24 protein-coding genes are annotated in these 24,809 nt (G+C 75.9%); 15 read left to right on the top strand and 9 right to left on the bottom strand.

What is annotated here, in order from left to right; genetic code table 11:
* Positions 1-2: 2 nt before the first annotated feature.
* Positions 3-1,550 (top strand): multicopper oxidase family protein, encoded by a 1,548-nt coding sequence (locus tag ACWIX3_RS02100; RefSeq protein ID WP_448610431.1) that lies wholly within the window; start codon positions 3-5, stop codon positions 1,548-1,550.
* A gap of 49 nt (positions 1,551-1,599) precedes the next feature.
* On the opposite strand, the gene ACWIX3_RS02095 is transcribed toward ACWIX3_RS02100, so the two are convergent.
* The 3 genes from ACWIX3_RS02095 to ACWIX3_RS02085 form a co-directional block, all read right to left on the bottom strand.
* Positions 1,600-1,953 carry a hypothetical protein gene (locus tag ACWIX3_RS02095; protein WP_448610430.1) on the bottom strand — a complete coding sequence of 118 codons (354 nt, stop codon included), beginning with the start codon at positions 1,951-1,953 and terminating at the stop codon, positions 1,600-1,602.
* Positions 1,954-2,098: 145 nt separating this feature from the next.
* Entirely contained in the window at positions 2,099-2,350 is a 252-nt protein-coding gene (locus ACWIX3_RS02090; RefSeq protein WP_448610429.1) for a hypothetical protein, read from the bottom strand.
* Entirely contained in the window at positions 2,347-2,622 is a 276-nt protein-coding gene (locus tag ACWIX3_RS02085) for a hypothetical protein (RefSeq protein ID WP_448610428.1), read from the bottom strand. The genes ACWIX3_RS02090 and ACWIX3_RS02085 overlap by 4 nt, the downstream gene beginning before the upstream one ends.
* Positions 2,623-2,962: 340 nt before the next feature.
* Between ACWIX3_RS02085 and ACWIX3_RS02080 the strand changes: the two genes are divergently transcribed.
* Positions 2,963-4,240, top strand: a complete 1,278-nt coding sequence (locus ACWIX3_RS02080) for an MFS transporter (RefSeq protein WP_448610427.1) — start codon at positions 2,963-2,965, stop codon at positions 4,238-4,240.
* A gap of 31 nt (positions 4,241-4,271) precedes the next feature.
* Here the strand turns inward: ACWIX3_RS02080 and ACWIX3_RS02075 are convergent, their stop codons facing one another.
* Entirely contained in the window at positions 4,272-5,876 is a 1,605-nt protein-coding gene (locus ACWIX3_RS02075; RefSeq protein ID WP_448610426.1) for a putative bifunctional diguanylate cyclase/phosphodiesterase, read from the bottom strand.
* 221 nt (positions 5,877-6,097) lie between these two features.
* Here ACWIX3_RS02075 and ACWIX3_RS02070 point away from each other — a divergent pair, with 221 nt between their 5' ends.
* From ACWIX3_RS02070 to ACWIX3_RS02035, 8 genes are all read left to right on the top strand, one after another.
* Positions 6,098-7,552 carry a glycosyltransferase gene (locus ACWIX3_RS02070; protein WP_448610425.1) on the top strand — a complete coding sequence of 485 codons (1,455 nt, stop codon included), beginning with the start codon at positions 6,098-6,100 and terminating at the stop codon, positions 7,550-7,552.
* Positions 7,552-8,787, top strand: a complete 1,236-nt coding sequence (locus tag ACWIX3_RS02065) for an exosortase/archaeosortase family protein (RefSeq protein WP_448610424.1) — start codon at positions 7,552-7,554, stop codon at positions 8,785-8,787. The genes ACWIX3_RS02070 and ACWIX3_RS02065 overlap by 1 nt, the downstream gene beginning before the upstream one ends.
* On the top strand, positions 8,784-9,824 hold the full coding sequence (locus ACWIX3_RS02060; RefSeq protein WP_448610423.1) for an ATP-grasp domain-containing protein: 1,041 nt from the start codon (positions 8,784-8,786) through the stop codon (positions 9,822-9,824). Before ACWIX3_RS02065 ends, ACWIX3_RS02060 begins: the two co-directional genes overlap by 4 nt.
* Positions 9,821-11,002 (top strand): non-hydrolyzing UDP-N-acetylglucosamine 2-epimerase, encoded by a 1,182-nt coding sequence (gene wecB / locus ACWIX3_RS02055; RefSeq protein WP_448610422.1) that lies wholly within the window; start codon positions 9,821-9,823, stop codon positions 11,000-11,002. The genes ACWIX3_RS02060 and wecB overlap by 4 nt, the downstream gene beginning before the upstream one ends.
* 35 nt (positions 11,003-11,037) lie before the next feature.
* Positions 11,038-11,721, top strand: coding sequence for an HAD family hydrolase (locus ACWIX3_RS02050; RefSeq protein ID WP_448610421.1), 684 nt, complete (start codon positions 11,038-11,040; stop codon positions 11,719-11,721).
* Positions 11,722-11,829: 108 nt separating this feature from the next.
* On the top strand, positions 11,830-12,387 hold the full coding sequence (locus ACWIX3_RS02045) for a hypothetical protein (protein ID WP_448610420.1): 558 nt from the start codon (positions 11,830-11,832) through the stop codon (positions 12,385-12,387).
* 115 nt (positions 12,388-12,502) lie between these two features.
* Positions 12,503-13,075 (top strand): hypothetical protein, encoded by a 573-nt coding sequence (locus ACWIX3_RS02040; RefSeq protein ID WP_448610419.1) that lies wholly within the window; start codon positions 12,503-12,505, stop codon positions 13,073-13,075.
* Positions 13,068-13,769, top strand: coding sequence for a PIG-L deacetylase family protein (locus ACWIX3_RS02035; RefSeq protein WP_448610418.1), 702 nt, complete (start codon positions 13,068-13,070; stop codon positions 13,767-13,769). The genes ACWIX3_RS02040 and ACWIX3_RS02035 overlap by 8 nt, the downstream gene beginning before the upstream one ends.
* 431 nt (positions 13,770-14,200) lie before the next feature.
* On the opposite strand, the gene ACWIX3_RS02030 is transcribed toward ACWIX3_RS02035, so the two are convergent.
* Positions 14,201-14,374 (bottom strand): DUF1059 domain-containing protein, encoded by a 174-nt coding sequence (locus tag ACWIX3_RS02030; protein WP_448610417.1) that lies wholly within the window; start codon positions 14,372-14,374, stop codon positions 14,201-14,203.
* 53 nt (positions 14,375-14,427) lie between these two features.
* On the bottom strand, positions 14,428-15,579 hold the full coding sequence (locus ACWIX3_RS02025) for an EAL domain-containing protein (RefSeq protein WP_448610416.1): 1,152 nt from the start codon (positions 15,577-15,579) through the stop codon (positions 14,428-14,430).
* 223 nt (positions 15,580-15,802) lie between these two features.
* On the opposite strand from ACWIX3_RS02025, the gene ACWIX3_RS02020 reads away from it, so the two are divergent.
* Positions 15,803-16,072: a hypothetical protein gene (locus ACWIX3_RS02020; protein WP_448610415.1), complete on the top strand. Its 270-nt coding sequence runs from the start codon at positions 15,803-15,805 to the stop codon at positions 16,070-16,072.
* A gap of 65 nt (positions 16,073-16,137) precedes the next feature.
* Here the strand turns inward: ACWIX3_RS02020 and ACWIX3_RS02015 are convergent, their stop codons facing one another.
* Positions 16,138-17,025: a DUF2382 domain-containing protein gene (locus ACWIX3_RS02015; RefSeq protein WP_448610414.1), complete on the bottom strand. Its 888-nt coding sequence runs from the start codon at positions 17,023-17,025 to the stop codon at positions 16,138-16,140.
* Between the two features lie 313 nt (positions 17,026-17,338).
* Between ACWIX3_RS02015 and ACWIX3_RS02010 the strand changes: the two genes are divergently transcribed.
* The 3 genes from ACWIX3_RS02010 (at position 17,339) to ACWIX3_RS02000 (ending at position 21,548) form a co-directional block, all read left to right on the top strand.
* Positions 17,339-18,001, top strand: coding sequence for a TetR/AcrR family transcriptional regulator C-terminal domain-containing protein (locus ACWIX3_RS02010; RefSeq protein ID WP_448610413.1), 663 nt, complete (start codon positions 17,339-17,341; stop codon positions 17,999-18,001).
* 100 nt (positions 18,002-18,101) lie between these two features.
* Positions 18,102-20,765, top strand: coding sequence for a putative bifunctional diguanylate cyclase/phosphodiesterase (locus ACWIX3_RS02005; protein WP_448610412.1), 2,664 nt, complete (start codon positions 18,102-18,104; stop codon positions 20,763-20,765).
* A 75-nt stretch (positions 20,766-20,840) separates the two neighbouring features.
* Positions 20,841-21,548, top strand: coding sequence for a hemerythrin domain-containing protein (locus tag ACWIX3_RS02000; RefSeq protein ID WP_448610411.1), 708 nt, complete (start codon positions 20,841-20,843; stop codon positions 21,546-21,548).
* A gap of 120 nt (positions 21,549-21,668) precedes the next feature.
* Here ACWIX3_RS02000 and ACWIX3_RS01995 read toward each other — a convergent pair whose 3' ends face one another.
* Positions 21,669-22,712, bottom strand: a complete 1,044-nt coding sequence (locus tag ACWIX3_RS01995) for a YihY/virulence factor BrkB family protein (protein WP_448610410.1) — start codon at positions 22,710-22,712, stop codon at positions 21,669-21,671.
* Between the two features lie 98 nt (positions 22,713-22,810).
* Positions 22,811-24,259, bottom strand: a complete 1,449-nt coding sequence (locus ACWIX3_RS01990; RefSeq protein ID WP_448610409.1) for an MFS transporter — start codon at positions 24,257-24,259, stop codon at positions 22,811-22,813.
* 213 nt (positions 24,260-24,472) lie between these two features.
* Here ACWIX3_RS01990 and ACWIX3_RS01985 point away from each other — a divergent pair, with 213 nt between their 5' ends.
* On the top strand, positions 24,473-24,637 hold the full coding sequence (locus ACWIX3_RS01985) for a hypothetical protein (RefSeq protein WP_448610408.1): 165 nt from the start codon (positions 24,473-24,475) through the stop codon (positions 24,635-24,637).
* Positions 24,638-24,809 lie beyond the last annotated feature (172 nt).

The raw sequence follows: 24,809 nt of genomic DNA, 5'->3' as shown, positions 1-24,809 counted from the left end.
CCATGACAGGTCCCGACTCACCCCGAACCGGTCCGGAGCGGACCCCGGCCCCGGTCCCGCCCCCGGGCGACGTCGCCGGCAGGCGCCCGGTCCCCGGGCTCAGCCGCCGCGGGGCCCTGCAGCTGGGCGGCCTCGGCCTGCTCGGCATCGCGATCGGCGCCCCGGTGTGGGCGCCGTCCGGCGGAGTGGCCCTCGCCGCCGAGTCGCTCTCGGAGCCGGCGACGCTGCGCAGCGAGAACGGCCTGCTGCGGGTCCGGCTCGAGGTCGCCGAGACCTCCGTGACCCTCGGTGGCCGGCCGGCGCACATGCTCACCTACAACGGCACCGTGCCCGGGCCCACGCTCCGGCTGCACCCCGGCGACCGGCTGCAGGTCGAGCTGGTCAACCGGCTCTCCGATCCGACCAACCTGCACACGCACGGGCTGCACGTCTCCCCGAAGGGGAACTCGGACAACACCCTGGACGTCCACGTGCACCCGGGGGAGTCCTTCCAGTACGACATCCAGCTGCCCGACGACCACCCGCCCGGCCCGTTCTGGTACCACCCGCACGAGCACCACCTGACGGCCGACCAGATCTGGAGCGGCCTCTACGGCGGCATCGTGGTGGAGGACGCCGGTCCGGAGGTCCCGGTCACGCGGGACCGGGTGCTCGTCGTGTCGGACACGACGCTCGACGACGCCGGCCACCCGGTGCACGTCGCCGAGTGGGAGCGGAAGAAGGGCCGCGAAGGACAGCTGGTCCTGGTGAACGGGCAGCTGACGCCCACGCTCGAGGCCCGCCCGGGGGAGCGGGAGCGGTGGCGGATCATCAACGTCTGCACGTCCCGGTTCCTCAGGCTGCGGCTCGACGGCCACCGGGTGGACCTGCTGGCCACCGACATCGGCCGGCTCGCCGAGCCCCGTCAGGTCGAGGAGGTCGAGGTCCTCAACAGCGGCCGGGTCGACGTCCTGGTGACCGTGGGGGAGCGGACCGGTGAGCTGCAGGGGCTGGCCAACCCGCGCACGCGGAGCGGCGACGGCCCCTCCGGGGCCCCGGGGGCGCTCGCGAGGCTGCAGGTGACCGGCAGCCCCGTCCCCGCCCTGCCGCCGGTGCCGGCCTACCCGCAGCTCCCCGACCTGCGCGGGGTCGAGCCTGCCGCCCGCCGCACGATGGTGCTCGGCCTCGACCACTCCGGCGGAGGTCACGAGGACCACGGCGACGGGCACGGCACCGGCGGGATGGTCATGACCATCAACGGCCGGCCGTTCGACCCGGCGCGCACCGACCAGGTCACCCGGCTGGGGACGGTCGAGGAGTGGACCTACGTCAACCACACCGGCATGGACCACCCGATGCACCTGCACGTGTGGCCGATGCAGCTCGTCGCCGTCGACGGCCGGCCGGTCGAGGACGTCGTCTACCAGGACGTCGTCCGGGTGTCGGCGGGCGGGGAGACGACGGTGCGCATCCCCTTCGAGGACTTCGACGGCCGCACCGTCTTCCACTGCCACATCAACGACCACGAGGACGCCGGGATGATGGCCGTGGTCGAGGCCCGGACCGGCTGAGGACCACCCCGGGCCGGGAGTGCGACCGGGCGTCGGCGGACCGAGGGGGTCACAGCACCGGGGTCGAGGCCGTCGAGGGGTTGCCGACCCAGCGGCCCCGGACCGGGGCGACGGCGTACTGGACCACGCCCAGGTTCAGCGGCGTGCTGTCGGTGCACGTCTGGGTGGCCGCGGCGGGGTCGGCCGGGACGTAGACGCCGGAGACGCCGTCGGACACCACGCCCCTGCAGCTGCCGGTGTCCATGGGCGCGTTGCTGAGGGTGGCGGTCCGCTCCAGCAGGTACCCGGTCGCCGGCCGGCCCCCGTACGGCCGCGCCGTGGGCCAGGTGACCGTGAAGGTCCGCACCGCCGGGTAGGCGCCTGTGGCGGTCACCGACGGCGCCGCGGTGCTCCCGACCGGCATCCGGGCGGCCTGGCCGGGGAGCACCGACCCGCCGGCGACGGCCCAGGCCGCGGACGCCTCCGGGGCGGCCCGGGTGGGCCGGCCGCGAGCGCGAGCAGCACGACGGCGGCGAGCAGGCGGTCGCGCACGACGGGTCGGGCGGAGGTCAGGCGGAGGCGCCGGTGACCGTGACGGGGACGCTGAAGCCCGCACCCTGACAGCCGTCCTCGGCCGTCGGGATCATGTAGAGCGCGCCCGGGACGGTCACCGGGGTGGGCGCGGAGTTCGCCGCCAGGGTCACGGCCGGCGTGAGCGTGATCGGCGCGGTCGTGGTGGGCAGCACGTTGCCGGCGGCGCAGGTCCGGCCGGCCAGCGGGTTCGTCGCCACCGAGCCGACGGTGGCCGAGGTGATCGTCACCGGGAACGGTTGGGGTTGGTCACCGTGGTGGTGGCGACCGACCCGACGGTGCCCGAGCCGTAGCCCGTCGTGGGCGTCGTGTCCGCAGGCAGCGGGTACAGCGCACCGACGGGGCTGCCGGCGCTCACGACGAGCCCGGTGACGGTCGCGGCCCGCGCGGAGCCCTGGCCGGTCCCGGTGGCCGTCCAGGACGCGACGGCGACACCGCCGCCGGTCAGCAGCAGGGTGACGCCGAGGACGACCCCCGCCCGCCGGCGCAGCCTGGTCCGCATCGTGGTCTCCGTTCCCGCGGCCCGCGTCGAGCCGATCTGTCGTGCACGACCACCGGCCGCGCGACCGGCCTTGTCGAGACGAACGTGCCGCGGGCCTCATCCCGGCGAGGCAGGACGTGACCACCGTGACGTTTGAGCCGGTGCTGTGGCCACCTGCACAGACCTGCGGACGGCGGGACGCGGCGCGAGCTGCAACCGTGGAGATGGGTGCCCGAGGTCGTGTGCTCTCCCCGCCCCTCGAGCGGCCACCCCGTGCGGTGGCCCGTGTCTCCCTCCTGCGAGGTCCCCCGTGCCCACCTCCCCGTTGCTCTCGCGTGCCCGGACCCCGGTGTCCGCGGCCGTGCCGACCGCCCCGACGCTGCCCCGCCTGCAGGCCGCCGTCGCCGCCGTCTTCGTCCTGGACGGCGCCGTCTTCGGCAGCTGGGCCACCCGCGTCCCCGACGTGGCCGCCGGTCTGGGCGTCGGGCACAGCGCGCTCGGCCTCGCCCTGCTCTGCCTGTCCATCGGCGCGCTGGCGGCCATGCAGGTCACCGGCGCGCTCTGCGCCCGGCTCGGCGCGGGCGTCGTGACCGCCGTCGCGTCGCTCCTGCTCTGCGTGTCCGTGGTGCTGCCCGGCCTGGCGACGTCGATGCCCGAGCTGTGCGCCGCGCTGCTCGTCTTCGGCGGCGCCACCGGCATGGTCAACGTGGCGGCCAACGCCGTCGGCGTCACCGTCGAGCGCCGGCTCGGCCGGCCGCTGCTCTCGGGTCTGCACGCCGGCTTCAGCTTCGGCGGCCTGGGCGGAGCGCTGCTCGGCGGGCTGCTGGCGACCGTCGCCGGTGTGGCCGCCCACCTGCTGCTCGTCGGCGCCCTCGGCCTGCTGGTGACCGCCTGGGCCGCGCGGTCCCTGGTCGGCGCGGACGGCCCGCGGTCCGCGGCGGCCGATCCCGCCGGGGAGGAGGGCCGGTCGCGGCCGACCGCGGTGCTCGTCGTCCTCGGGGCCATCGCCGGCTGCACCGCCTTCGGCGAGGGCGCGCTGTCCGACTGGGGTGCGCTGCACCTGCGCGACGAGCTCGGCGCGACGACCTCCCTGGCCGCCGCCGGATACGCCGGCTTCTCCCTCGCCATGGCGTGCGGCCGCCTCGCCGGGGGCCGGCTGGTGGCGGCGCTGGGGGAGCGGCGGCTGCTGGCCGGCGGCACCGTGCTGGCCGCCGCCGGGGGCGCGGCCGCGGTGACGGCGACCTCGGTGCCGACGGCCCTGGGCGGGTTCGTGCTGGTCGGGCTCGGCCTGGCCAACGTCTTCCCGCTGGCGATCTCGCGGGCCGGCGTCCTCGGGGGTGCGCGCGGGATCGCGCTGGCCACCACCGTCGGCTACACCGGGCTGCTGGGCGGACCGCCGCTGATCGGACTGCTGGCCGAGCACGCCGGGCTGCCCGTGGCGCTGGCCACCGTGCCGCTGCTCGCCCTGGTCGCCGCGGTGCTGGCGTTGTCGGTCGCCGGGGACGCGCTCCGGGTGCCCGTGACGACCCGCGGCCTGGTCGCGGCCGTCGCCCCCCGCGTCCAGCCGCTGGTGTCGGGCTTCGGCCACGGCACCGCGGTCTACGTCCGCGACCTGCGCGCCCTCGACCCGTCGGCCTGACGGTCCCCGCGGCCGGCCCGACGGTGGGCGGTCAGGCCCCGGCGGGCAGGACGGCACCGCCGGCGGTCGAGGACTCGATCGCAGCCACCCGCGCGAGCACCTCCTCGGCCGGCCCCGGCCGGCCCAGCCAGTAGCCCTGCGCCTCGTCGCAGCCGAGTGCGACCAGCCGCTCCCACGTGCCCCGGGTCTCGACGCCCTCGGCGACCACCCGCAGCCCCAGGGCGTGTGCCAGCTCGATGGTGCTGCGGACGATGACCTGGTCGGTGCCGTCGACCTCCATGGTCGAGACGAACGAGCGGTCGATCTTCAGCGTGCTCACCGGCAGGCGGCTGAGGTAGGACAGCGAGGCGTGCCCGGTGCCGTAGTCGTCCACCGACAGGGTGGTGCCGAGCGCGCGCAGACGCTGCAGGACGTCGAGGGCCTGGCCGGGGTCCTGCATCGCCGCGCTCTCGGTCACCTCCAGCTCCAGGCAGGCCGCCGGCAGGCCGTGCTCGGCGAGCAGCGCCGCGATCCGGTCGGGCAGGGCCGTGTCGAGCAGGACCCGGGCGGAAAGGTTCACCGCGACGCTGAGCGCCGCACCCTCGGACCGCCAGCGACGGCAGTCCTCGAGCGCGCGGCCGAGGACGACGTCGGTGAGCGTGCGGATGAGCCCCGTGGTCTCGGCCAGGCCGATGAACTCCGCCGGGGGGAGCAACCCCCGCTGCGGGTGCTGCCACCGGACCAGCGCCTCCACCCCGATCACCCGCCCGTCGGCCAGCGCGGCCTTGGGCTGGTAGTGCACCCGGAGCTCCCCCTCGCGGATGCCGCGGCGCAGGTCACCGAAGAGGCTCAGCCGCGCGGGGTCGTGCCGGTCCAGGTCGGGGGAGTGGACGACGATCCCGCTGCGGTCGGCCTTGGCCGCGTACATGGCCACGTCCGCGGCGCGCAGCAGCTCGGTCGGCTCGGCGCCGGAGGTGGCCACGCCCAGGCTGCCGTCGACCTCGAGCACCAGGCCGTCGACCTCGAAGGGCAGCCGCAGCGCGCCCAGGATCCTGCGGGTGGTGTGCTCGACGGCGTCCGGGTCGGCGTCGCGCAGCAGCACGACGAACTCGTCCCCGCCCAGCCGCGCCAGCACGTCGTCCCGGCGCAGCTCACCGGTCAACCGCTGGGCGACGGAGCACAGCAGGGCGTCCCCGACGGCGTGCCCGAGGGTGTCGTTGACCTCCTTGAACCGGTCGAGGTCGAGCATGACCACGGCGAGCGGCGAGCCGCCGGCGGCCGCGTCGTCGACCGCCGCACGCAGCTCCTCGGCCAGCCCGGCCCGGTTGAGCAGCCCGGTCAGCGGATCGGTGCGGGCGCGCTCGCACAGCTCCTGCTCTGCCTGCACGCGCCGGGCGTACTGGGCCTTGAGGTCCCGGGCGCGGCGCGACCCGAAGACGGCCATGAACAGGTGGGAGGCGGCCAGCAGCAGGACGACGTCGTCCAGGGGGCCGACGGCCGACCGGGACCAGCCGGCGATCCGCCCGGGCAGGTCCCACACCCCGCTCGCCACCGCGACGACGAGGGTCAGCAGCGCCACCACGGCGGCCTCGCGGACCACGCCGGACCGCAGCCGGGCGAGCGCCTCCGAGCGGTTCGCCGACATCGGTTCGTCCACGGCTCCTCCCGGTGATCGCCATTCGCCCCGGCTGACCTCCCGCTCCCAACGACACGGCCGCCGGTGACCTTGAGCCGCTCGCCGCGCCGTCACCCGGGCGGGGCAGTCGCCGGGCGGGGTCCGACGCGGTCGCGGCCCCCTTCGGCTCAACCGCCGCCGCCCCGCTGCCGATGGACCATCACGGTGGAGTCCACCTCCGCCACAGGTCACACGGGCGGGAGGTGAGGGCGGTCCGCGGCACGACCACGCTCGGCACCGCGTCCCCGCCTGCCGCGGACGTCCCCCCGGCAGGCGTCGCGGCCGCGGGGGACCCGCACGCCGGCCGGCCGGAGGGCCGGCCCCTGGTGCTGCTCGCGTACGTCTGCGGCTTCACCCTGGCCGCCCTCTTCCACGGCCTCGACGACGTCCTCGGCGTCGTCGCCGGCGCGCTCAACATCGTGTTCGGCGTCTACTTCTGCCGGCACCTCGGCTTCGCCGTCGCCGCCGCGCGCTGGGCCGAGCACGACATGCTGGCCGCCGACGTCGGGCTGTCGAGCTGGACGCCCTCGGTGGCCGTCTTCGTCGGCTGCAAGAACGAGGAGCTCGTCGTCGACGGGATGGTCACCGCGTTGCTGGCGCTGGACTACCCGGCCGACCGGCTCACCCTGGTCGTCGTCGACGACGGCTCCGACGACACCACCGGCGCGCGGCTGGACGCCTGGGCCGCCCGTGAGCCGCGGCTGCGCGTGCTGCACCGCCCGCCGGGCTCCGGCGGCGGCAAGTCCGGGGCGCTCAACGACGCGCTGGACCTGGTGGACGCCGAGATCGCCGTCGTCTTCGACGCCGACCACGAGCCCGAGCACACGGCACTGCGGCGGCTGGTCCGGCACTTCCGCGACCCGGTCGTCGGCGCGGTGATGGGCCGCTGCGTCATCCGCAACGGCCGCGACTCGCAGATGGCCTCGACCGTCTTCGTCGACTTCCTCTCCGGCTACCTCGTCAACGAGTACGGCCGGCAGGCGCTGTTCGAGCTGCCCGCGTACGGCGGTGCGAACTGCGCCGTCCGCATGTCCACGCTGCGCGGCCTGGGCGGGTGGAACCCGCACACCGTCACCGAGGACACCGACCTCACGCTGCGCGTGCTCATGGCCGGCCAGCGCGTGCGCTACGACCTCTCCGCCGTCGACTTCGAGGAGGCGGTGGTCAGCGCGCAGCGGTTCTGGAAGCAGCGGTACCGGTGGGCCCGCGGCCACCAGAAGTGCTTCCGCGACTACTGGCGCCCGCTGATGCGCTCGCCGCACCTGAACCTCGTCGAGAAGGTCGAGACGACGCTCTTCCTGCTCGTCTACCACGTGCCGCTGCTGAGCGGGATCGGCCTGCTGCTGACCGTGCTGCGCGCCTTCGGCATCGGCGACCTGCCGGTCGTCGCGCTGCTGCCGCTGTCGATGCTGCTGTTCGTCGGCCCGCTGGCCGAGCTCTCGGTCGGCCTGCTGATCGGCCGGGTGGAGCGGCGGTCGGCGTGGCGGCTGCTGGGTTTCCTGCCCGCCTTCGCGCTGTCCATCTGGATCACCACCCGGGCCTACGTCGACGGCATGCTCGGCCGCCCCTACACCTGGGTGAAGACCTCGCGGTCGGGTGCGACGTCGACGGTGCGGGTCGACCCGCCGGTGGCCGCGCCGGCCGGGGCCGGGTCCTGATGGCGACCGCGATCGCGACCACGACCGCCACGGCCACGACCGCCACGGCCACGGCCGTCGCCGCCCCGCCGCGCGGCCGGCACCGGTACCGGCGGTCCCGGCGGCCCCGGCGCAGCGGTCGGCGGCTGGTCCCGGTGGTGTTCGACCTGGCGCTGGCGGTGGTCATCTGCGCCGTCGGCTTCCGCTACGGCGCCGTCGTCCTGCAGGTGCACGAGGCCCGCTGGGTCGCCGACGTGCTCAACCTGGTCGGCGTCGACTCGGTCTCGTCGTCCCTGGAGCGCCACGTCCTGGTGTTCCGGCCCGACGGCGAGATCATCCTGGCCGAGGTCACGGAGTCCTGCTCGTCGATCCTGTCGGTGCTCGGCCTGACCGCGCTGACCGCCGTCGTCCTGCGTGGCCGGCGCCAGCACGCCGTCGCCGGGCTCGTCGTCGCCGTCGCCGCGCTGCTGGCGCTCAACCACCTCCGGCTGGTCGGGTCGACCGTCGCCGGCCTGGTCTGGGGGACGCCGGCGCTGGTGCTCTTCCACGACTGGGTCGGCACGGTGTGGAACCTCGCCGCGACCCTCGGCGGCTTCCTGCTCATGGTGTGCATCACGCTGCCGACCGCCGAGCGCGCCGAGCAGGACGTCGCGGGACGGCACACCGCTCGCCGTCCCGACAGCTGGGCGCGCCCCGGCCTGGGCTACCGGCTCGCCGAGGAGGACGTGCGCGCCGCCTCCCGGCGGCTCAACCTGACCGGCCTGATGTACCGCTACGTGCTGCCGAAGCGGGTCGCCCGCTGGATGGGCGCGCGCCGCGAGGCCGGGCGCATCGACTACCGGATCGGCCACCTGCCCCCGGAGGAGCGGGCCGCGCGGGTCCGCGCACTGGCCGGCGACGGGCTGGGCGCGCACGCCGCCTCCCTGGTCGCGGTGGCGACCTACGACGACGACCCGGCCGTCCTCGATGCGCTCGCGGCGTCGATCGCCGCCCGGCAGTGGGAGCCGGTGACCAACCACCGCATCGCCGCGCTCCGGCTGTGGGCGCGCGGCTGGCTGCTCCAGCACCCGGAGCAGGACCCCGTCCCGGCCCCCGTCGCCGAGCCCACCGCCGCGCCCCGGCCCGACGTCGCGCCGGACGACCCCGAGCCGCCCACCGAGCGGCTGCCGCGCCTCGCCACCCGTACGGACCTGCTCCCGCCCCCGCCGCGCCCGCGCACCCCCGTCTCCACCCCGACGACCCAGGACGACCGATGACCCCCTCGCTGCCCCAGCCCCGCCCGCCCGCCGCCGCCTCGCCGTCCGAGGGCGCCGCCGTGCTCGTCACCGGCGCCGGTGGCCCCGCCGGTGTGGCCGTCGTCCGCCGGCTGGTCGCCCTCGGCCACCGGGTCGTCGCCGGCGACGCCGACAGCGCCGCGGCCGGTGGGGCGCTCGCCGACGTGGCGGTCACGCTGCCGCGCGGCGACCACCCGCGTTTCGTCGAGGCCCTGGTCGGCGTGTGCACCGCCCACGGCGTCGACGCGCTGGTCAGCACGGTCGCCGAAGAGCTCCCGCACCTGGCAGCCGGCGCCGGCCGGCTGGCCGGGGCCGGCATCGCCACCTGGCTGCCGGACGCCGCCGCCGTCGACGTGTGCTGCGACAAGGCCGCCTTCGCCCGGGCCATGGCCGCCGCGGGCGTGCCGCACCCGGCGACCGCCGCGACTCCCGGCGACGTCGCCGGCGTCCCCGGCCCGTGGGTGGTCAAGCCGCTGGCCGGCCGCGGCAGCCGCGGCGTGCGGCTGCTCGACGACCGCGCGCTCGTGGTGGCGGCGCTCGGCGAGGACGACGGGCTGATCGCCCAGACCCGGCTGGCCGGCCGTGAGTTCACCGCCGACGCGCTGGTCGACCGCGACGGCACCGTGCGCGTGGTCGTGCCGCGCTGGCGCGAGGAGACCAAGGCCGGCATCTCGGTCAAGGGCCGCACCTTTGCCTCCGACGCGGTTCGCCGGGTCGTCGCCGCCGCGCTGGCCGCCGTGGAGCTCACCGGGCCGGCCAACGTGCAGGGCTTCGTCGCCGATGACGGCACCGCGACCGTCATGGAGATCAACCCGCGCTTCTCCGGCGGGCTGCCGCTGACCCTCGCCGCCGGGGCGGACGTCGTCAGCGCGTACCTGGACGGCGTCCGCGGCGCCCCGCTGCCCGGGCTGTCGTTCCGGCCCGGGGTGGCCATGAGCCGCTACTTCGCCGAGACCTACAGCAGCGAGGACGGCAGCCCCGTCCTCGACCCCTGCGCGCCCGTGGCCGTGACCCGGTGACCGAGCTCGCGAGGTCACCGGGGAGCAGGGGAGCGCGCAGCCGGCACGTGCTGGTGCCGTTCGGCACCCGGCCGGAGGTGGTCAAGCTGGCTCCCGTCGTCACCGCCCTGACCGCTGCCGGGCACCGGGTCAGCGTGGTCGACACCGGTCAGCACACCGACCCGCAGATGGGCTCGCAGCTGCAGGCGGCGCTGGGGCTCACGCCCGGGCACCGCTTCGCGCTGCCGACCGACCCGGCCGAGCGGACCGGCGCGCTGCACGCCGACGCGTTCCGGGCGCTGCGCCTGGTCGGCCCCGACCTGGTGCTCGCGCTCGGCGACACCAACACCGTGCCGGCCTACGCGCTGGCCGCCCGCGCCGCCGGAGTGCCGTTCGCGCACCTCGAGGCCGGGCTGCGCAGCCTCAACCCGCGCAGCGTCGAGGAGGTCAACCGGCGGGTCGCCGCGGCCACCGCCCAGCTGCACTTCGCGCCGACCGAGCGCGCGGCGGCCTTCCTCGCCGACGAGGGGGTCCCCGCCGAGCGGGTGTTCGTCGTCGGCAACCCCGTCATCGACACCCTCGTCGCGCGGGGTGTGCGGCGGGTGCCGGTCGCCGAGCGCGCCGGCGTGCTGGTGACCGCGCACCGGCCGACCAACGTCGACGAGCCGGTCCGCCTCGCCCGCCTCGTCGGCGTGGTGCGGGCGCTCGCCGAGCAGGTCGGGCCGGTCACCTTCCCGGTGCACCCGCGCACCGCCGCCCGCCTCTCGTCGACCGGGCTCGACCGGGAGCTCGAGCACCCCGGGATCACCCTCACGGGGCCGGTCGCGTACGACGTCCTGCTGGCCGCGCTGGCCTCGGCTCGGCTGGCGGTCACCGACTCCGGCGGCATCCAGGAGGAGGCCGCCCACCTCGGCGTCCCGGTGGTGGTGCTGCGCGGGTCGACGCCGCGCTGGGAGGGTGTCGAGGCAGGGACGACGACGCTCGCCGGCCTGGCCGACGACCGCGCGGCCGCCGCCGTGCTGGCCGCCGCGGCCGGGCACACCAGCCCCGAGGGGCAGGAGCGGGCCGCGACCGCGCCCTGCCCGTACGGCGACGGGACGACGGGGCCGCAGGTGGCCGCGGTCCTCGCCGACGAGCGCACCGACGCCCTGCTGGCCCTCGACGAGCCCGACTTCACCGACGGCCGGCCGCCGTGGTGACCGGCTGGGCGGGGCCTCCTCCGCTGGGCGTCGTCGTGGACCTCGACGACACGCTCTACCCGCAGTCGGACTACCTGGCCTCCGCCGCGGCGGCGGTCGGGGTGGCAGCCGGGCACGCGGGGCTGGACGGCGCCGCGGTGCACGCCGCACTGCGGCGCGAGCTGGCTGCCGGCTCCGACGCCGGCGGGACGATCGACCGGGCGCTGCTCGCGGTCGGCGTCCCGGCGTCGTCGCTGGCCGAGCTGGTGCCGCCGCTCGTGGCGGCGTTCACGCAGCACACGCCGCCGCGGCTGGCGCCCTACCCGGGCGCCGAGGACGCGCTGCGCGCGCTGGCGGAGTCCGCGCCGCTGGCCTGCCTGACCGACGGCAACCCGGCCATCCAGGCGGCGAAGGTGGCCGCGACCGGGCTCGGCCCGCTGCTGCCGGTCGTCGTCGTCACCGACACGCTCGGCGGCCGCGCCGTCCGCAAGCCCCACCCGGCCGGCCTGGTCGCCGTCGCCGCACGGCTCGGCCTGCCGCCCGAGCGGCTGCTCGTCGTCGGCGACCGGCCGGGCAAGGACGTCGCCGTGGCGGCGGCCGTGGGCGCGCGGGCGATCCGCGTCCGGCAGGGGGAGTACGCCTCCGCCCCCGACGTGCCGCGCGCCTGGGCCGTCGTCGACACCTTCCCGGCGGCCGCCGAGCTGGCCCTGTCCCTGCTCGGGGCGCCGGTGCGGGGCTGACGTCACCCGTTCGGACGGTTCCGTCCCGGAGTGCTGGGGTCCCGGCCCGGATCTGCCGATGCGTCCCCGACGGGCGGGTCAGCCGCCCCGGACGCGAGGACTCGGGTCATGAACGGCAGGTCATCGACGGTGCGGCACGCCCGCGCCCGTCCCGCGCGTGCCGCCCTGGTGGCGGTCGTCGTCCTGGTCGGGCTGGTCGCCGGCGCCGGCCCGGCCTGGGCGGGCAGCAACGGCGTCACGCCGATCCTCGACTGCCTCCGGCAGAACCCGAACGGCAGCTACACGGCCGTGCTCGGGTACACCAACACGTCCCGGACGGCGGTCAGCATCCCGCGGGGCACCTGGAACAGGATCTCGCCGGCCGGGTACGACGGGCCCCAGCCGACCGTCTTCCAGCCGGGGACCAGGCACGGCGCCGTCACGGTCACGATCAGCAAGTCCGAGTACATGGGCGGGCCCTACTGGTGGCTCGACGGGGAGTTCGTGTACTGGGGCTGGGCCTGGACGCACGACGGCAGTGCGGCGACCTGCCCGTCGTCGACGGAGCTGCCCGTCGAGGGCAACGGGACCGGCCCGGTGATCGCGCTGCTGGCGGCCGGCCTGGTCGGCGGCGTGGCGGTGCAGCGGGCGCGGCGTCGGGCGCTGGCGGGGCGCGGCGATGCGTAGGCGCCGTCCCACTCCTCCGGGTGAGACGGGGCTGCTGGGGCTACGGGGACGGCCGGGACGTGCCGATGGGACCCCGTCGGGCGGGTCGGCCGCCCCGGACCCGAGGACACGAGTCATGGACGGCCTCCCGAGGTCTTCGACCGCACGCCGCCTGCGCGCGCGTGCCACCCGCGCCGCCCTGGTCGCGGTCATCGCCCTGCTGGCGCTCGTCGCGTCGCCGGGCATGGCCTCGGCCACGGCCACCTACACGGTCAAGCCCGTGCTGAACTGCTACAAGGAGAACACCGACGGCACCTGGACCGTCGTCGTCGGCTACGTCAACAGCTCCGGCAGGACGATCAAGATCACGCGCGGCAGCACCCACAACGTGGCCTACCCGTCGAAGTTCACGGCGCTGCTGCCGGAGACCTTCAAGTCCGGCACGGTCAACGGTGCGTTCACCGCCAGGGTGAGCCTGGCCGACGTGTACGCCGGCGCCCGCTGGGTGCTCGACGGCTACACCCTCGACTACCGCGCCGCCGCCTACGCCTCCCAGGTCTGCCCGTCGTCGACGGAGCTGCCGGAGGAGGGCAACGGGACCGGTCCGGCGATCGGGCTGGCCGTCGCCGGCGTGGTCGGCGCCGTCCTCGTCCACCGGGCCAACCGGCGCGCCCGCGCCCTGGGAGAGGGGCGCAGCAGCGATGCGTAGGGTCCTCGCGGTCGGGGCGCACCCCGACGACATCGAGCTCGGCTGCGGCGCCACCCTGCTGGCCCACGCGGCGGCCGGCGACGCCGTCACGATGCTGGTCATGACCGGCGGCGAGAACGGCCCCGGGGACGACGGGACGATCGTCGGCCGGCGTCTCGAGCAGGAGCAGGCCGCCCGCACCCTGGGTGCCCGGCTCCTGTGGGGCGGTCAGGTCGACTGCACCGTCACTCCCGACGCCGCCACGGTGGGGATCGTCGAGCGCGCGATCAAGGAGACCGACGCCGACGTCGTGTACGTGCACGCCCCCGACGACAGCCACCAGGACCACCGGGCCGTCGCGGCAGCGACGCTGTCGGCCGCCCGCCGGCTCTCGCGGGTCATGCACTACCAGAGCCCGTCCACGCTGACGTTCCACCCGACGACCTTCGTCGACGTGACCGCCTACCTCTCCGGCAAGCTCGCCGCCCTGGGTGCGCACGCCTCGCAGGTGGAGATGTCGGCGATGGTGGAGCCCGACGCCGTCGTGGCCTCGGCCCGGCACTGGGGCGCCCAGGCCCGGATCGGCTACGCGGAGGCCTTCGCGCCGACCCGCCTGGTCATCGACCTGCTGCCCACCCCGCGGCGTGCGGCGGAGGAGGTCCCGGACACCCTCCGGCTGACCCTGTCGGCCTCCCTGGCGGCCAACGCCCGCTGACGCGGAGCACCTCGCACGAGCCCGGTGGTCCGGGCCGGTACCCCCGGCCCGGACCACCGGGCTCGTCGCGTCGGCGGTCGGGGCCGCCCTCGTGGCCGCGCCCGCGACCGGGCTGCCGCTTCCCCGGGTGCCGCCGCATCCCCGCCGACGCGCACCCGACCACGTCCGCGCCCGGCCGGAGGGCTCCACCGCCGCGGCCGGCCCCGCCGGCTCCCGCACGCCCGACCACCGCGGCGAGCACCAGGCACCGGAGCGGACCCACGCCACGGCGCCCGACGGCCCACCGCCACCGGCCTGACCGCGGTCACCGAACCACCCCGTACCACCGACCCGGACGGCTCCACCCCGCGGCTCCGGGCGCGGATGCGACGGACGCAGCGAGGCCCCGACCCGGGGAACGGGTCGGGGCCTCGGCGGGGCCGCGGCGCGGCTCAGCTGGTGCGGATGGCCGCGCGGACCTGGTCGACCAGGCTCGCCGGGATGTCGGTGAGGCCGTGGTCGTCACGGGCGTGGCCGGCGACGGCGGCGAGGATGTCGTCGTCGGTGGGCGCGGTGAACGTCCGGCCGCACGAGGGGACGACGTCGCCACAGGCGAACTGCTTCACGGGGTACCTCCGGGGGTGGGGGAGACCGCCGTCCGGCGGACGGCGGGGGTCGGTCAGCCGGCGTGCGCCGCGGCCAGCTGCACCAGCAGCCGTTCCACGCGGACGATGCCGAGGGCCGCGCCGCGCGCGTCCACGCACACGACGGGATCGAAGCGGGTCTCCTCGGGACGCGAGGCCACCCGCTGGGCGACCTCGCTGAGGCCCGCGGACGCCGGGACGCGCAAGCTCACCGGCGCGCGGCGGTGGCCGGGCGGGTCGCCGCTGCGGCGGTTGGGCAGCAGCAGGTACCGGGCGTGCCCGTACTCGTCGACCTCGACGCCGACCGCCCCGTCCGGCGCGGCGCCGTCCTCGACGATCAGCACCGGCTCGGCCAGCCCGGCCACGTGCTCGGTGAGCACTGCCTGCGCGGCCTGGCGCCGCAGCCGGTCGCGCACCTCTGGGTCCAGCCGGACCCACGGCGGGCCCGGCCGGCCCAGCAGCCAGCCCTGGCCGAGCGGTACACGCAGCCGCAGGAACGCCTGCAGTTCTCCCCACGTCTCGATGCCCTCGGCGAGCAGCCAGGCGTCGATCCGCCCGCCGAACTCGCCCAGCATCTCGACGAGGGCCAGCTTGACCTCGTCGCCGTCCACGCCCGTGACCAGCGCCCGGTCCAGCTTGATCAGCTGCGGCCGGAACTGGGTGATCTGCTGCAGTCCCGAGTAGCCCGACCCGGCGTCGTCCAGGGCGAGCAGCGCCCCCTTGGCCCGCAGCCGGTCCCGGAGGTCGATCAGCGGCCGCAGGTCACCGACCGCCTGGTGCTCGGTGAGCTCCAGCATCAGCGGCGCCAGGTCGTCGACGGCCAGCAGCGGCTCGGCCAGCTCGCGCTGGGTGAGCAGGTGCGGGCTGACGTTGACGGTCAGGAAGCAGTCCGCCGGCAGCGTCGGCAGCACGGCGAGGGCCTCGCGGACGACCATCGACTCCAGCTCGGCCCCGCGCCCGACGGCGTCCGCGGCGGCGAACCACCGGTCCGGCGTCGCCTCGCTGGGCCGGCCGTCCGGCGTCGTGAAGCGGGCCAGCGTCTCGTAGCCCGCGATCGTGCCCCGCTGCAGGTCGACGATCGGCTGGTACACCAGGCGCAGCAGCGAGGGGTCGGCGAAGACCGCCGCCAGCCGGGCGTCCCACTCGGATGTCGCGACGTCGAAGCGCTCGGGCAGGGACACGGACACGGCCCGTGCATCGGCAGCAGGTCGCGCACGACGCAGTCCCGGCGTGGCCGGGGTCACCACGACGGGTGAGCCGCCCACCAGGCAGGCCAGGGCGGTGACGGCGCAGGGGGACGCGGTCTCGTGCCGACGGGACACGCCGGGCGACGGGTGTCGGCCGCCGGTGGCGGGTACCGGCGGCCGAGCGGTCGCGCAGCACCGCGCGACCCCGACGGAGGGAGATGCCGTGCCCGAGGTACCGCAGCCGGTCACCGACAACAGCGTCAAGGTCCGCCAGCTCAGCCACTACCAGTTCAGCTGGATCGCGGGGGAGCCCGGGCAGCCGGGCACCTACACGCTGCAGCTCGTGCTGGACCAGGGGGCGTGGGAGGAGGTACTCACCCTCGACCCCGACGACGCGGACAACCTGCAGGACCTGCTGGCCAACACCGCGACGGTGCACTACGACATCGAGCGCCGCGTGCTCATGTTCGGCGTCACCCCGACGGGGAGCTGACCCCCCCACGCACATGACGAGGCCCCGCCGGCGCATCGCGCCGGCGGGGCCTCGTCGTGGACGGGTCAGATGCGGCGGTCGGTGTCCTGGACGCCGTCGACCTCGATCTGCTCCTTGCGGACGTCGGCCGACACCCGCTCCTGCTCGGTGACGGTGTCCTTGTCCAGGCGGACCCGCTCGACCGGCACGGCCTCCTTCTCCACCACGGGGCGCTCGGCGTGGAGCGTGACCTCGTGCTCCTCCTCGGAGATCGCCGGCCCGTCGAGGGCGTTGCCGATGTTGGCGTCGGTGATCGGCTCGCGCTCGACCCGGACCTCCTCGCGCGACACCGGCACGGTCTCGGTCACGTTCTCAGTGACCACGTACTTGCGCAGCCGCGCCCGGCCGACCTCCTCGCTGCGGGTGCCCACGTTGATCCGCTCCTCGGAGCGGGTCATCGCGTTGTCGGTGGTGGGCCCGGAGGTGTCGTGGCCCACGGCGCCGCGCTGCGCGTCGTCGCGGATCCCGTCCCGGTCACGGTCGGCCAGGCCGGCGGTGCCCGCCGTACCAGCGGTGCCCGCCGTACCACCGGTGCCGGCCAGGCCGGCGGTCCCCGTGGTGGTCTGCGTGGTGGTCTGCGTCGTGGTCTCGGCGGTCGTGCCCGAGCCCAGGCCGTAGTACCGGTAGAGCTCCTGCTCCTCCTGCGGCGACAGGTGCCCGTCGGTGTCGATCTTCGGAGCGTCCTTCACCTTCGCCTTGTCGTAGGGGAAGCGCAGTGTGCCACCGGAGAGGTCGGCCTGGGCCAGCGGCACGAAGGTCTCCTTGGTGCCGAACAGACCGGTGTGCACGGTCGCCCACTCGGGGCGACCGGTCTCGTCGTCGAGGTAGACCTCGCTGACCTTGCCGATCTTGTCGCCGTCGGCGTCGACGGCGGTGGTGCCGATGACCTGCTGGATCTGCGTCTCGGTGATCATGCTGCTCCTGTCCAGTGTCGGGGGGAGGGCTGCGGTCCGCAGCTCCGTCCGTTGGCGCACCGTCGTGCAGGCGCTGGGGTTACTGTGCCCGGGTGCTTACGCCGTAAACACCGACGTGCAGTGGAGATCGGGAAGCCAGCTCCCCGTGGCAGGGTCGGGTCGGCGTACAACGGGGGCAGCCGAACGACGGGAGGCGGGCGTGGCCGACGACGCTGGACCTCTCGGTGCTGTGCCCGGGGAACGGCAGCCGCACACACGCTCGCTCCGCGCGTCCCCGCCCGGGGCGGTCCGGACGCCGCTCGACCGGCGACGGGTGCTCGCGGCGGCCCTGGAGTTCATCGACGAGCACGGGCTCGAGGCGCTGACCATGCGCCGCATGGGTGCCCACCTGGGCGTCGAGGGGATGGCGCTGTACCGGCACGTCACCGGCCGGGAGGACCTGCTCGACGGCGTGGTGGAGCTGGTCGTCGACGATCTGTACGGCGACCCGGAGGTGTACCTGGCGCCGCAGCACGGCTGGCAGGACTACCTGCAGCGGCTGGCGCACGGGGTCCGGCGGATCGCCCTCGCCCACCCGGCCGTCTTCCCGCTGATCGCGACCCGGCCACCGGCCGCGCCGTGGGTGCGACCGCCGCTGCGCAGCCTGCGCTGGCTGGAGTCGTTCCTCGCCGCACTGACCGGCCACGGCTTCAGCGACGGGGCCGCGGTCGCCGCCTACCGGGCGTACACCAGCTTCCTGCTCGGCCACCTGCTGCTCGAGGTCTCGCAGCGCGGGGTGCCGATCACCCCGCTGGACGAACCGGAGGGCGCCCCGGACGCCGGGGAGCGGTCGCTGGCCGAGTACCCGCTGGTGCGCCGGCTGGCGCCGCTGCTGTCAGAGGACGAGTCCGCCGCGGAGTTCGAGGACTCGCTGGAGAACCTGCTCGAGCGCCTGCAGCGCGTGCTCCGCCAGTCGCAGCGCCCCGGCTCGACCTGAGCCGCCGCTCCCGGGGTCCACGTCGCTCGGACCGTCGGCGGCGGTCACCCCTCGGGGGGAGCGGGTTCAGGGACGGCGGCGGACTGACGATGTCCTCCCCATGCGCATCGGGAACCGCGGGCAGAGCCGCCCGCACCAGCGTGGCGTGCCGCTGTGGGTCTACCTCACGGCGCTGGTGCTCGTCCCCGTGGTCGGCGTCGTCGTCCTGACCGCCGTCATCGCGCGGGCCCGTTCCGCCGAGGCCGGCAGCGCCGAGCGAGCCGAGCAGGCCGTCCGCGCGGTGGCCGTGCTCGACGCCGCCCGCAGTGCCGTGGAGCACGAGATCGTCCCGGTGCTGGCCACCGCCGTGGTGCAGGACCCGGCCGTCGCCGCCGCCCTGGGGTTGCCGGCGGCCGCGGTCGACGCGCAGCGCGGCCTCATCGAGGCCGACGCCCAGGACGCCCGCGAGGTGACCGACCGGGCGCTGGCAGCGGTGCCGCCGGGGGCCCAGGGGGCGGTCGAGGTGCGGCAGGCCGCCGAGCGGGTGGCCCACCTGCGCGCGCAGGTCGCGGCGGGCGGCATCGTCGTCGCCGACGTCTACTTCGCCTACGTCGACGTCTCCAACACGCTCATGAACGCCCAGCGGCGGGCCGCCGCCAGGGCCGGCTCCGAGGACGTCCCGGCCGCCACGCTGCGCGCCGCGCGTGACGTCGAGCTCGTCGCCGAGGTGGCGCAGTCCGCGACCCGTCAGGTGCCGTTGTTCTTCGCCTCCCGGATGCAGGCCGGCGAGCTCAGCGCGGGGTCGCGGCTGGCCGGGCAGAACGCCCGGCTGGCCTACGCCGACGCGCAGCGGGCGATGGCCGACCTGTCCCAGGCCTCGCTGCGCGCGGCCTGGCAGGAGGTCCGCACCGCCCCGGTCAACGTGGCGGTCGACGCGGCCCTGGCCGAGGGCCCCGCGGTCGCCGCCGCGCCGGTCGCCGTCAGCGAGCTGGTGCCCCTCCTGCTGCAGGTCAACGCGCGAGACGAGCTCCTCAACGGGCTCATCGACCAGGCCGTGGAGTCGGCACTGGGCCTGGCCGCCGCCGACCGCGACCGCGCCCACGAACGCCTCACCACCACGCTGCAGCAGGGCCTCGGCCTGCTGCTGGCGTCGGTGCTCGGTGCGCTGCTGCTGGGCCGGAGCGTCTCCCGCTCGCTGGGTCTGCTCGCCGCCCAGGCCACCCGGATCAGCGAGGGCTCGCTGGTGGAGGTGGAGGCGGCCGGCCCCCGGGAGGTGCGCACCGTCTCGACGGCGCTGGACTCGGCGGTCGCCGGGCTGCGCCGCATCCAGGACCAGGCGCAGGCCGTCGCCCGCGGTGACCTGACCAACAGCCTGCTCGACCAGCCGCTGCCCGGCCCGCTGGGCGAGGTGGTGCACGCCTCGGTGCGCGAGATGGTCGCCGCGGTGCGGGCCCGCCAGGAGCTGCAGCACGCCCTCGCCCACCAGGCCACGCACGACCCGCTCACCGAGCTGCCCAACCGCGCCCAGGCGCGCACCCTGACCACCGCCGCGCTGCACCGTGCCCGCCGCGCCGGCGACGTGACCGGCCTGCTCTTCGTCGACCTCGACGGGTTCAAGGCGGTCAACGACAACCACGGGCACGACTGCGGCGACCAGGTGCTCGTCGAGGTGGCGCGGCGGATGGAGACCACCGTCCGGTCCGGGGACGTGGTGTGCCGGCTGGGCGGGGACGAGTTCGTCGTCCTGGTCGAGCGGGTGCACGACGAGCGCGACCTGCAGGACCTCGGCGACCGGCTGATCGAGGCGGTCAGCCGGCCGGTCACCGTGGGCGAGAAGCTGGTCCGCGTGGGCGCCAGCGTCGGGATCGCGGTCGGCCGGGACGGCGGCACCGACGCCGACGTGCTGCTGGTGGAGGCCGACACCGCGGCCTACCGGGCCAAGCGCCGGGGTCGCGGGCGCACCGAGGTGTTCGACGAGACGCTGCGCCGGCAGCTCGCCGAGCGGGCGGCGCTGGAGGACGCGCTGGCCACCGGCATCGCCCGCGGCGAGCTGGAGCTGCGCTACCAGCCGGTCGTCGACCCCGCCCGCGACCGGGTGGTCGGCCACGAGGCCCTGGTCCGGTGGAACCGCCCCGGCCACGGCCTGGTGCCGCCCGACGTCTTCGTCCCGGTGGCCGAGGGCAGCTCCCTGGTCTGCGACCTCGACCGCTGGGTGCTGCACGAGGCGACCCGGCAGCTGGCCGCCTGGCGGGCCGCCGAGCCCCAGGCGCCGGGTGAGCCGGAGCCGACCGTCGCGGTCAACATCTCCGGCCGGCACCTGACCGACCGTCGGGTGGTCCGCGACGTCACCGACGCGCTGGCCGCGTCGGGACTGCCAGCCCGGCTGCTGGTCCTCGAGGTCACCGAGACGGTGCTGGTCGACGACCCCGTGGCGATCGCGCACCTGGCGGAGCTGCGCGACGTGGGCGTCACCGTCGCCCTCGACGACTTCGGCACCGGATACACCTCCATCGGCCAGCTGCGGACCATGCCGGTCGACACGCTCAAGATCGACCGCAGCTTCGTCGCCTCGACCGAGCCGGGGCACGCCGAGCTCGTCGCGCTCATGGTCCGCGCGGCGCACACCTTCGGGCTGACCGTCGTCGCCGAGGGCGTGGAGGAGCCCGAGCAGCTGGCGCGCCTGCGCGCCGACGGTTGCGACCTGGTGCAGGGGTACCTGCTGTACCGGCCGCTGCCCGCCGACGAGGCCGGTGCGCTGCTGTGCCCGCCCCTCCCCGTCGGCTGAGTCCGGCCGGGCGCATGCCGGTGGCCTCCAGCGGGCAGGACAGCGGCGAAGCGTCACCTTCAGGAGGTACACACCGTGAGCCGTTCCATCGCCGACCAGTCGGACGAGGAGCTCGGGGGGCCGGGCAGCGTCCTGGTCCGCCAGCGCCGTGACCACGTCCAGCTGGACCGGCTCCTGCACGAGCTGGACGGCACGACCGGCCGCGAGCAGGAGGAGGTCCTCACCCGCATCGACCGGCTGGTGTTCAGCCACGCCTTCGCGGAGGAGAGCGTGCTCTGGCCGGCGATCCGCCGGGTGCTGCCCGACGGTGAGGAGCTGACCCTGCGCATCGAGGAGGAGCACCAGGAGGTCAACGAGCTGGTCACCGAGCTCGAGACGCTCGGGCACGACGACCCGCGGCGCGCGCAGCGGCTGTCCCGGCTCGTGGAGGTGCTGCGCGAGGACGTCCGCGACGAGGAGGACGTGCTCTTCCCGCGGCTGCAGGAGCGGCTCGATCCGCACCAGCTGAGGGCGCTGGGCCGCCGCTGGGAGCTGGTCCGCCGCATCTCGCCCACCCGGCCGCACCCGACGGTGTCCCGCCGTCCGCCGGGCAACGCGGTCTCGGCGCTGCCGCTGTCGGTGCTCGACCGCAGCCGCGACGTCGTCGACGCTGTCGTGCGCCGCGCTCCCGCGGCGCTGGCCCCCGTCGGCGAGGTGGTCAGCCGGGGTCTGGCCGGGCTCGCCGCCCTGGTCGAGCGGACCCCACCGGCCCGCCGCGGCGACCGACCGCCGACCTCGCGCTGATCGGCACACGACGGCGGCCCCCCTCCTGATCGGAGGGGGGCCGCCGTTTGGTGACGTGCTGGAACGGCCTCCTGCAGGATCCCGCCGCGAGCTCGCGAGCGGTGGGGGCAGGAGGGTCCTTCAGTGCGTGTTCCGGTCCTTCGGCTCGGCGCGGGCGTCCAGCTGGATCTCCTTCTCCGCCAGCGGCACGCCCTCCTTGAGCTCCTTGGTGCGCTCGATCTCGGCGTCGAGCTCGATGCCGAAGAGCAGCGCCACGTTGGTCAGCCAGAACCAGACCAGGAAGACGATCACGCCGGCCAGCGCGCCGTAGGTGGCGTTGTAGTTGCTGAAGTTCGCCACGTAGAAGGCGAACAGCGCCGACGCGACGGCCCACACCAGCAGCGCCACAGCGGCTCCGGGGCTGGTGAAGCGGAAACCGCGCAGCTTCACGTTGGGGGTCGAGTAGTAGAGGACGGCGATCATCAGCGCGACCAGCACGACGACGACCGGCCACTTGGCCCAGCTCCACACGGTCACCACCGCGGCGGGCAGACCGATGGCCCCGGCGACGGCGTCGACCACCGGGCCGCTGAGCACCAGCATGGCCACGATCAGCGCGGCGAACAGCACGCCGATGAGCGTGACCAGCAGCTGCAGCGGCTTGAGCTTCCAGACCTTGCGGCCCTCGGGGGTCTCGTAGACCACGTTGGCCGCGCGGGTGAAGGCCCCGACGTAGCCCGACGCCGACCAGATCGCGGCGGCGAGGCCGAGGATCAGACCGAAGCCCACCGGCGCGGTGTTGCCGGCGAGCTGCTCGACCACCGGGGTCAGGGTGCTGGCCGCCTGCCCGGGCACGACCGCGGTCAGCGCGGTGGTGAGGTCCTGCGGGTTGGTCAGCAGGCCGACGATGGACAGCAGCGCGATCAGCGCCGGGAACAGCGCCAGGGTGCCGTAGTAGGTGAGCGCGGCCGCCCAGTCGGTGAGGTTGTCCTCGCTGAACTCCTTCAGCGTCCGCTTCAGCGTGCCGCCGACCGTGGGCTTCTCGTCCGTGCCCTGGGGGGCGCTGTCGAGCCGGGTGTCGTTGACCTTGGGGTCGTCCGGGGCGGGGTCACCGGCGGTGTTGCCGGTGAAGCGGGTCTCGTTCGCGGCGGCGTTGCTGCCACGCGGACCGGTGGAGCGGGCCATCGTCAGTCCTCCGTCGGAAGTGGAGCGATCCGGATCGGAGTTCCCCGGATGATCGTGGTCCATGCCCGCCACCGGTGTGTCGCGACCGCTCCGTGACCTCAGCGGGCGCCGGGCACCGCGACCGTCCCGGTCCCCTCGGCCGCGCCCCGACGTCCCCGGCCGGCCAGCGTCACGGCGGCGACGGCGGCCGCGCTGCCCGCCCCCACGAGGGCGACCGCGGTGAAGGACCCCGCCGTGGGGAACCCGGTCGCGGCTCCCGTGCCGGCGGCGAGGACCGCGACGGTCACCGTGCTGCCCACCGCCTGCCCGACCGACCGTGCGATCGAGTTCACCGCGTTGGCGACACCGGTCTCCTCGGGCCGGACGGCGGCCACCACGAGCGCGGGCAGCGCCGCGTAGGCCACGGTGACCCACAGCTGGGTGAGCAGCCCGGCGGCGACCACCTGCGCCGGGGTGTCGCGCAGCACCGCGAAGAGCAGGAAACCGGCCAGCCCGCACACCGCGCCCGCGCGCAGCGTGGTCAGCGCGCCGACCCGGGCCACGATCCGCCCGGCGACCGGCCCCAGCAGGATGCCGGCCACCCCACCGGGCAGCAGGTAGACCACCGCGGCCTCGAGCACCGAGGCGCCGAAGCCGTACCCGGCGACCTCGGGCGGCGTCTGCACGTACTGCAGGACGACGAGGAAGGAGGCGAACAACCCCACGCCGGTCAGCAGGCCGGCGACGTTGGGGACGACGATCCGCGGGTCGGCCAGCAGGCCCGGACGGACCAGCGGCTGGGTCCGCCGCCGCTGCAGCAGCACCCAGCCGGGTAGCACGAGCGCCGCCCCGGCCAGGCAGCCCAGCGTCCCCGGCGACGCCCACCCCCACGCGTTGCCCTGCGAGACCGGCAGCAGCAGGAGCACCAGCCCCACGCCCAGCACGGCGGCGCCGGCCCAGTCGACCCGGCCGGACCCGGTGGGCGGGCGGCGGGGGAGGACGACCGCCGTCAGCACCAGGGTGACCAGGCAGACGACCAGCCCGATCCAGAAGGGGCGGTGGTAGTCGCCGCCGTCCCGGGTCAGGACGCCGGCGGCCACCAGGCCGACGACGCCGCCCACCGCGAGCGTGCTGCTGACCACCGACATCGCGACGTCCCGCCGGGCGGCGGGCAGCTCCCGGCGCAGCACGCTGATCGCCAGGGGGAACAGGCCGTAGGACGCGCCCTGCAGCACCCGCGCCACCAGCAGCAGCGGCAGCGAGGTGGTCACCAGGGCCAGCAGCGTGCCGGCCGACATGGCGACGAGGACGCCGAGCGCCACCGGGCGCTCGCCCCAGGTGTCGCCGAGGCGGCCCAGCACCGGCGTGGCGACGGCGGCGGCGAGCAGGTTCGCCGTCAGGACCCAGCCGGCGGCGTTGACCGAGACGCCGAGCTGCGTGCCGATGGTCGGCAGCAGCGGGACGACGAGGCTCTGCATGAGCGACAGCGCCGTCGTCCCGAGTGCGAGGACGGCGACCAGCAGCCCCGGCCGCGGCGAGCGCTGTTCGTCGTGGGCGCCGCGGGACACCCGGCGATCAGACCACGCCCCGCACCAGCGGGCGCACCTGCCCCGGTCCCGTGGGGTTGGTCACACACCACGGGGTGGACCACCTGATCAGAGGATTGGAACCGCGGTCGGGCGGGGTAGAGCCGGGTCGACGACGACGTGCCGCGGGGCCTCCGGCCCGGGCGGCGACTTCTGTGCACAAAGGGGTTTTGACTCATGGTGCTGTGGCCGGCCGTGACCCTCCTCGGGTTCCTGGTCCTGACCGCGCTGGTGATCGGGTTGGGCACCTCCTCGACCGCGCGGTACGAGCGCGAGCAGCGCGCCGCGCAGGCCGTCCCCGCACGCCCGGCGACCACCCGGACCGCGTCCGGCGAACCGGTGGGAGCCCGCGCCGCCTGATCGAGGGCCCTCCTGCCCCCCCGCCTCGTGGGAGGACCCCGTCCTCCCCACCCTTCGCCGGCTCAGGGCGGGACCCGGGACGGGGCCGGTGGGCCCCTGGAGGGTGGCCGTTCCAGCACCTCACCAGCGCCCCGCGCCTCCTCCTCGGAGCCGCGGGGCGCGGTGTGTCCCG

Source organism: Geodermatophilus sp. URMC 60, assembly GCF_053502585.1.
This window is presented reverse-complemented; position numbering and strand designations above follow the sequence as displayed.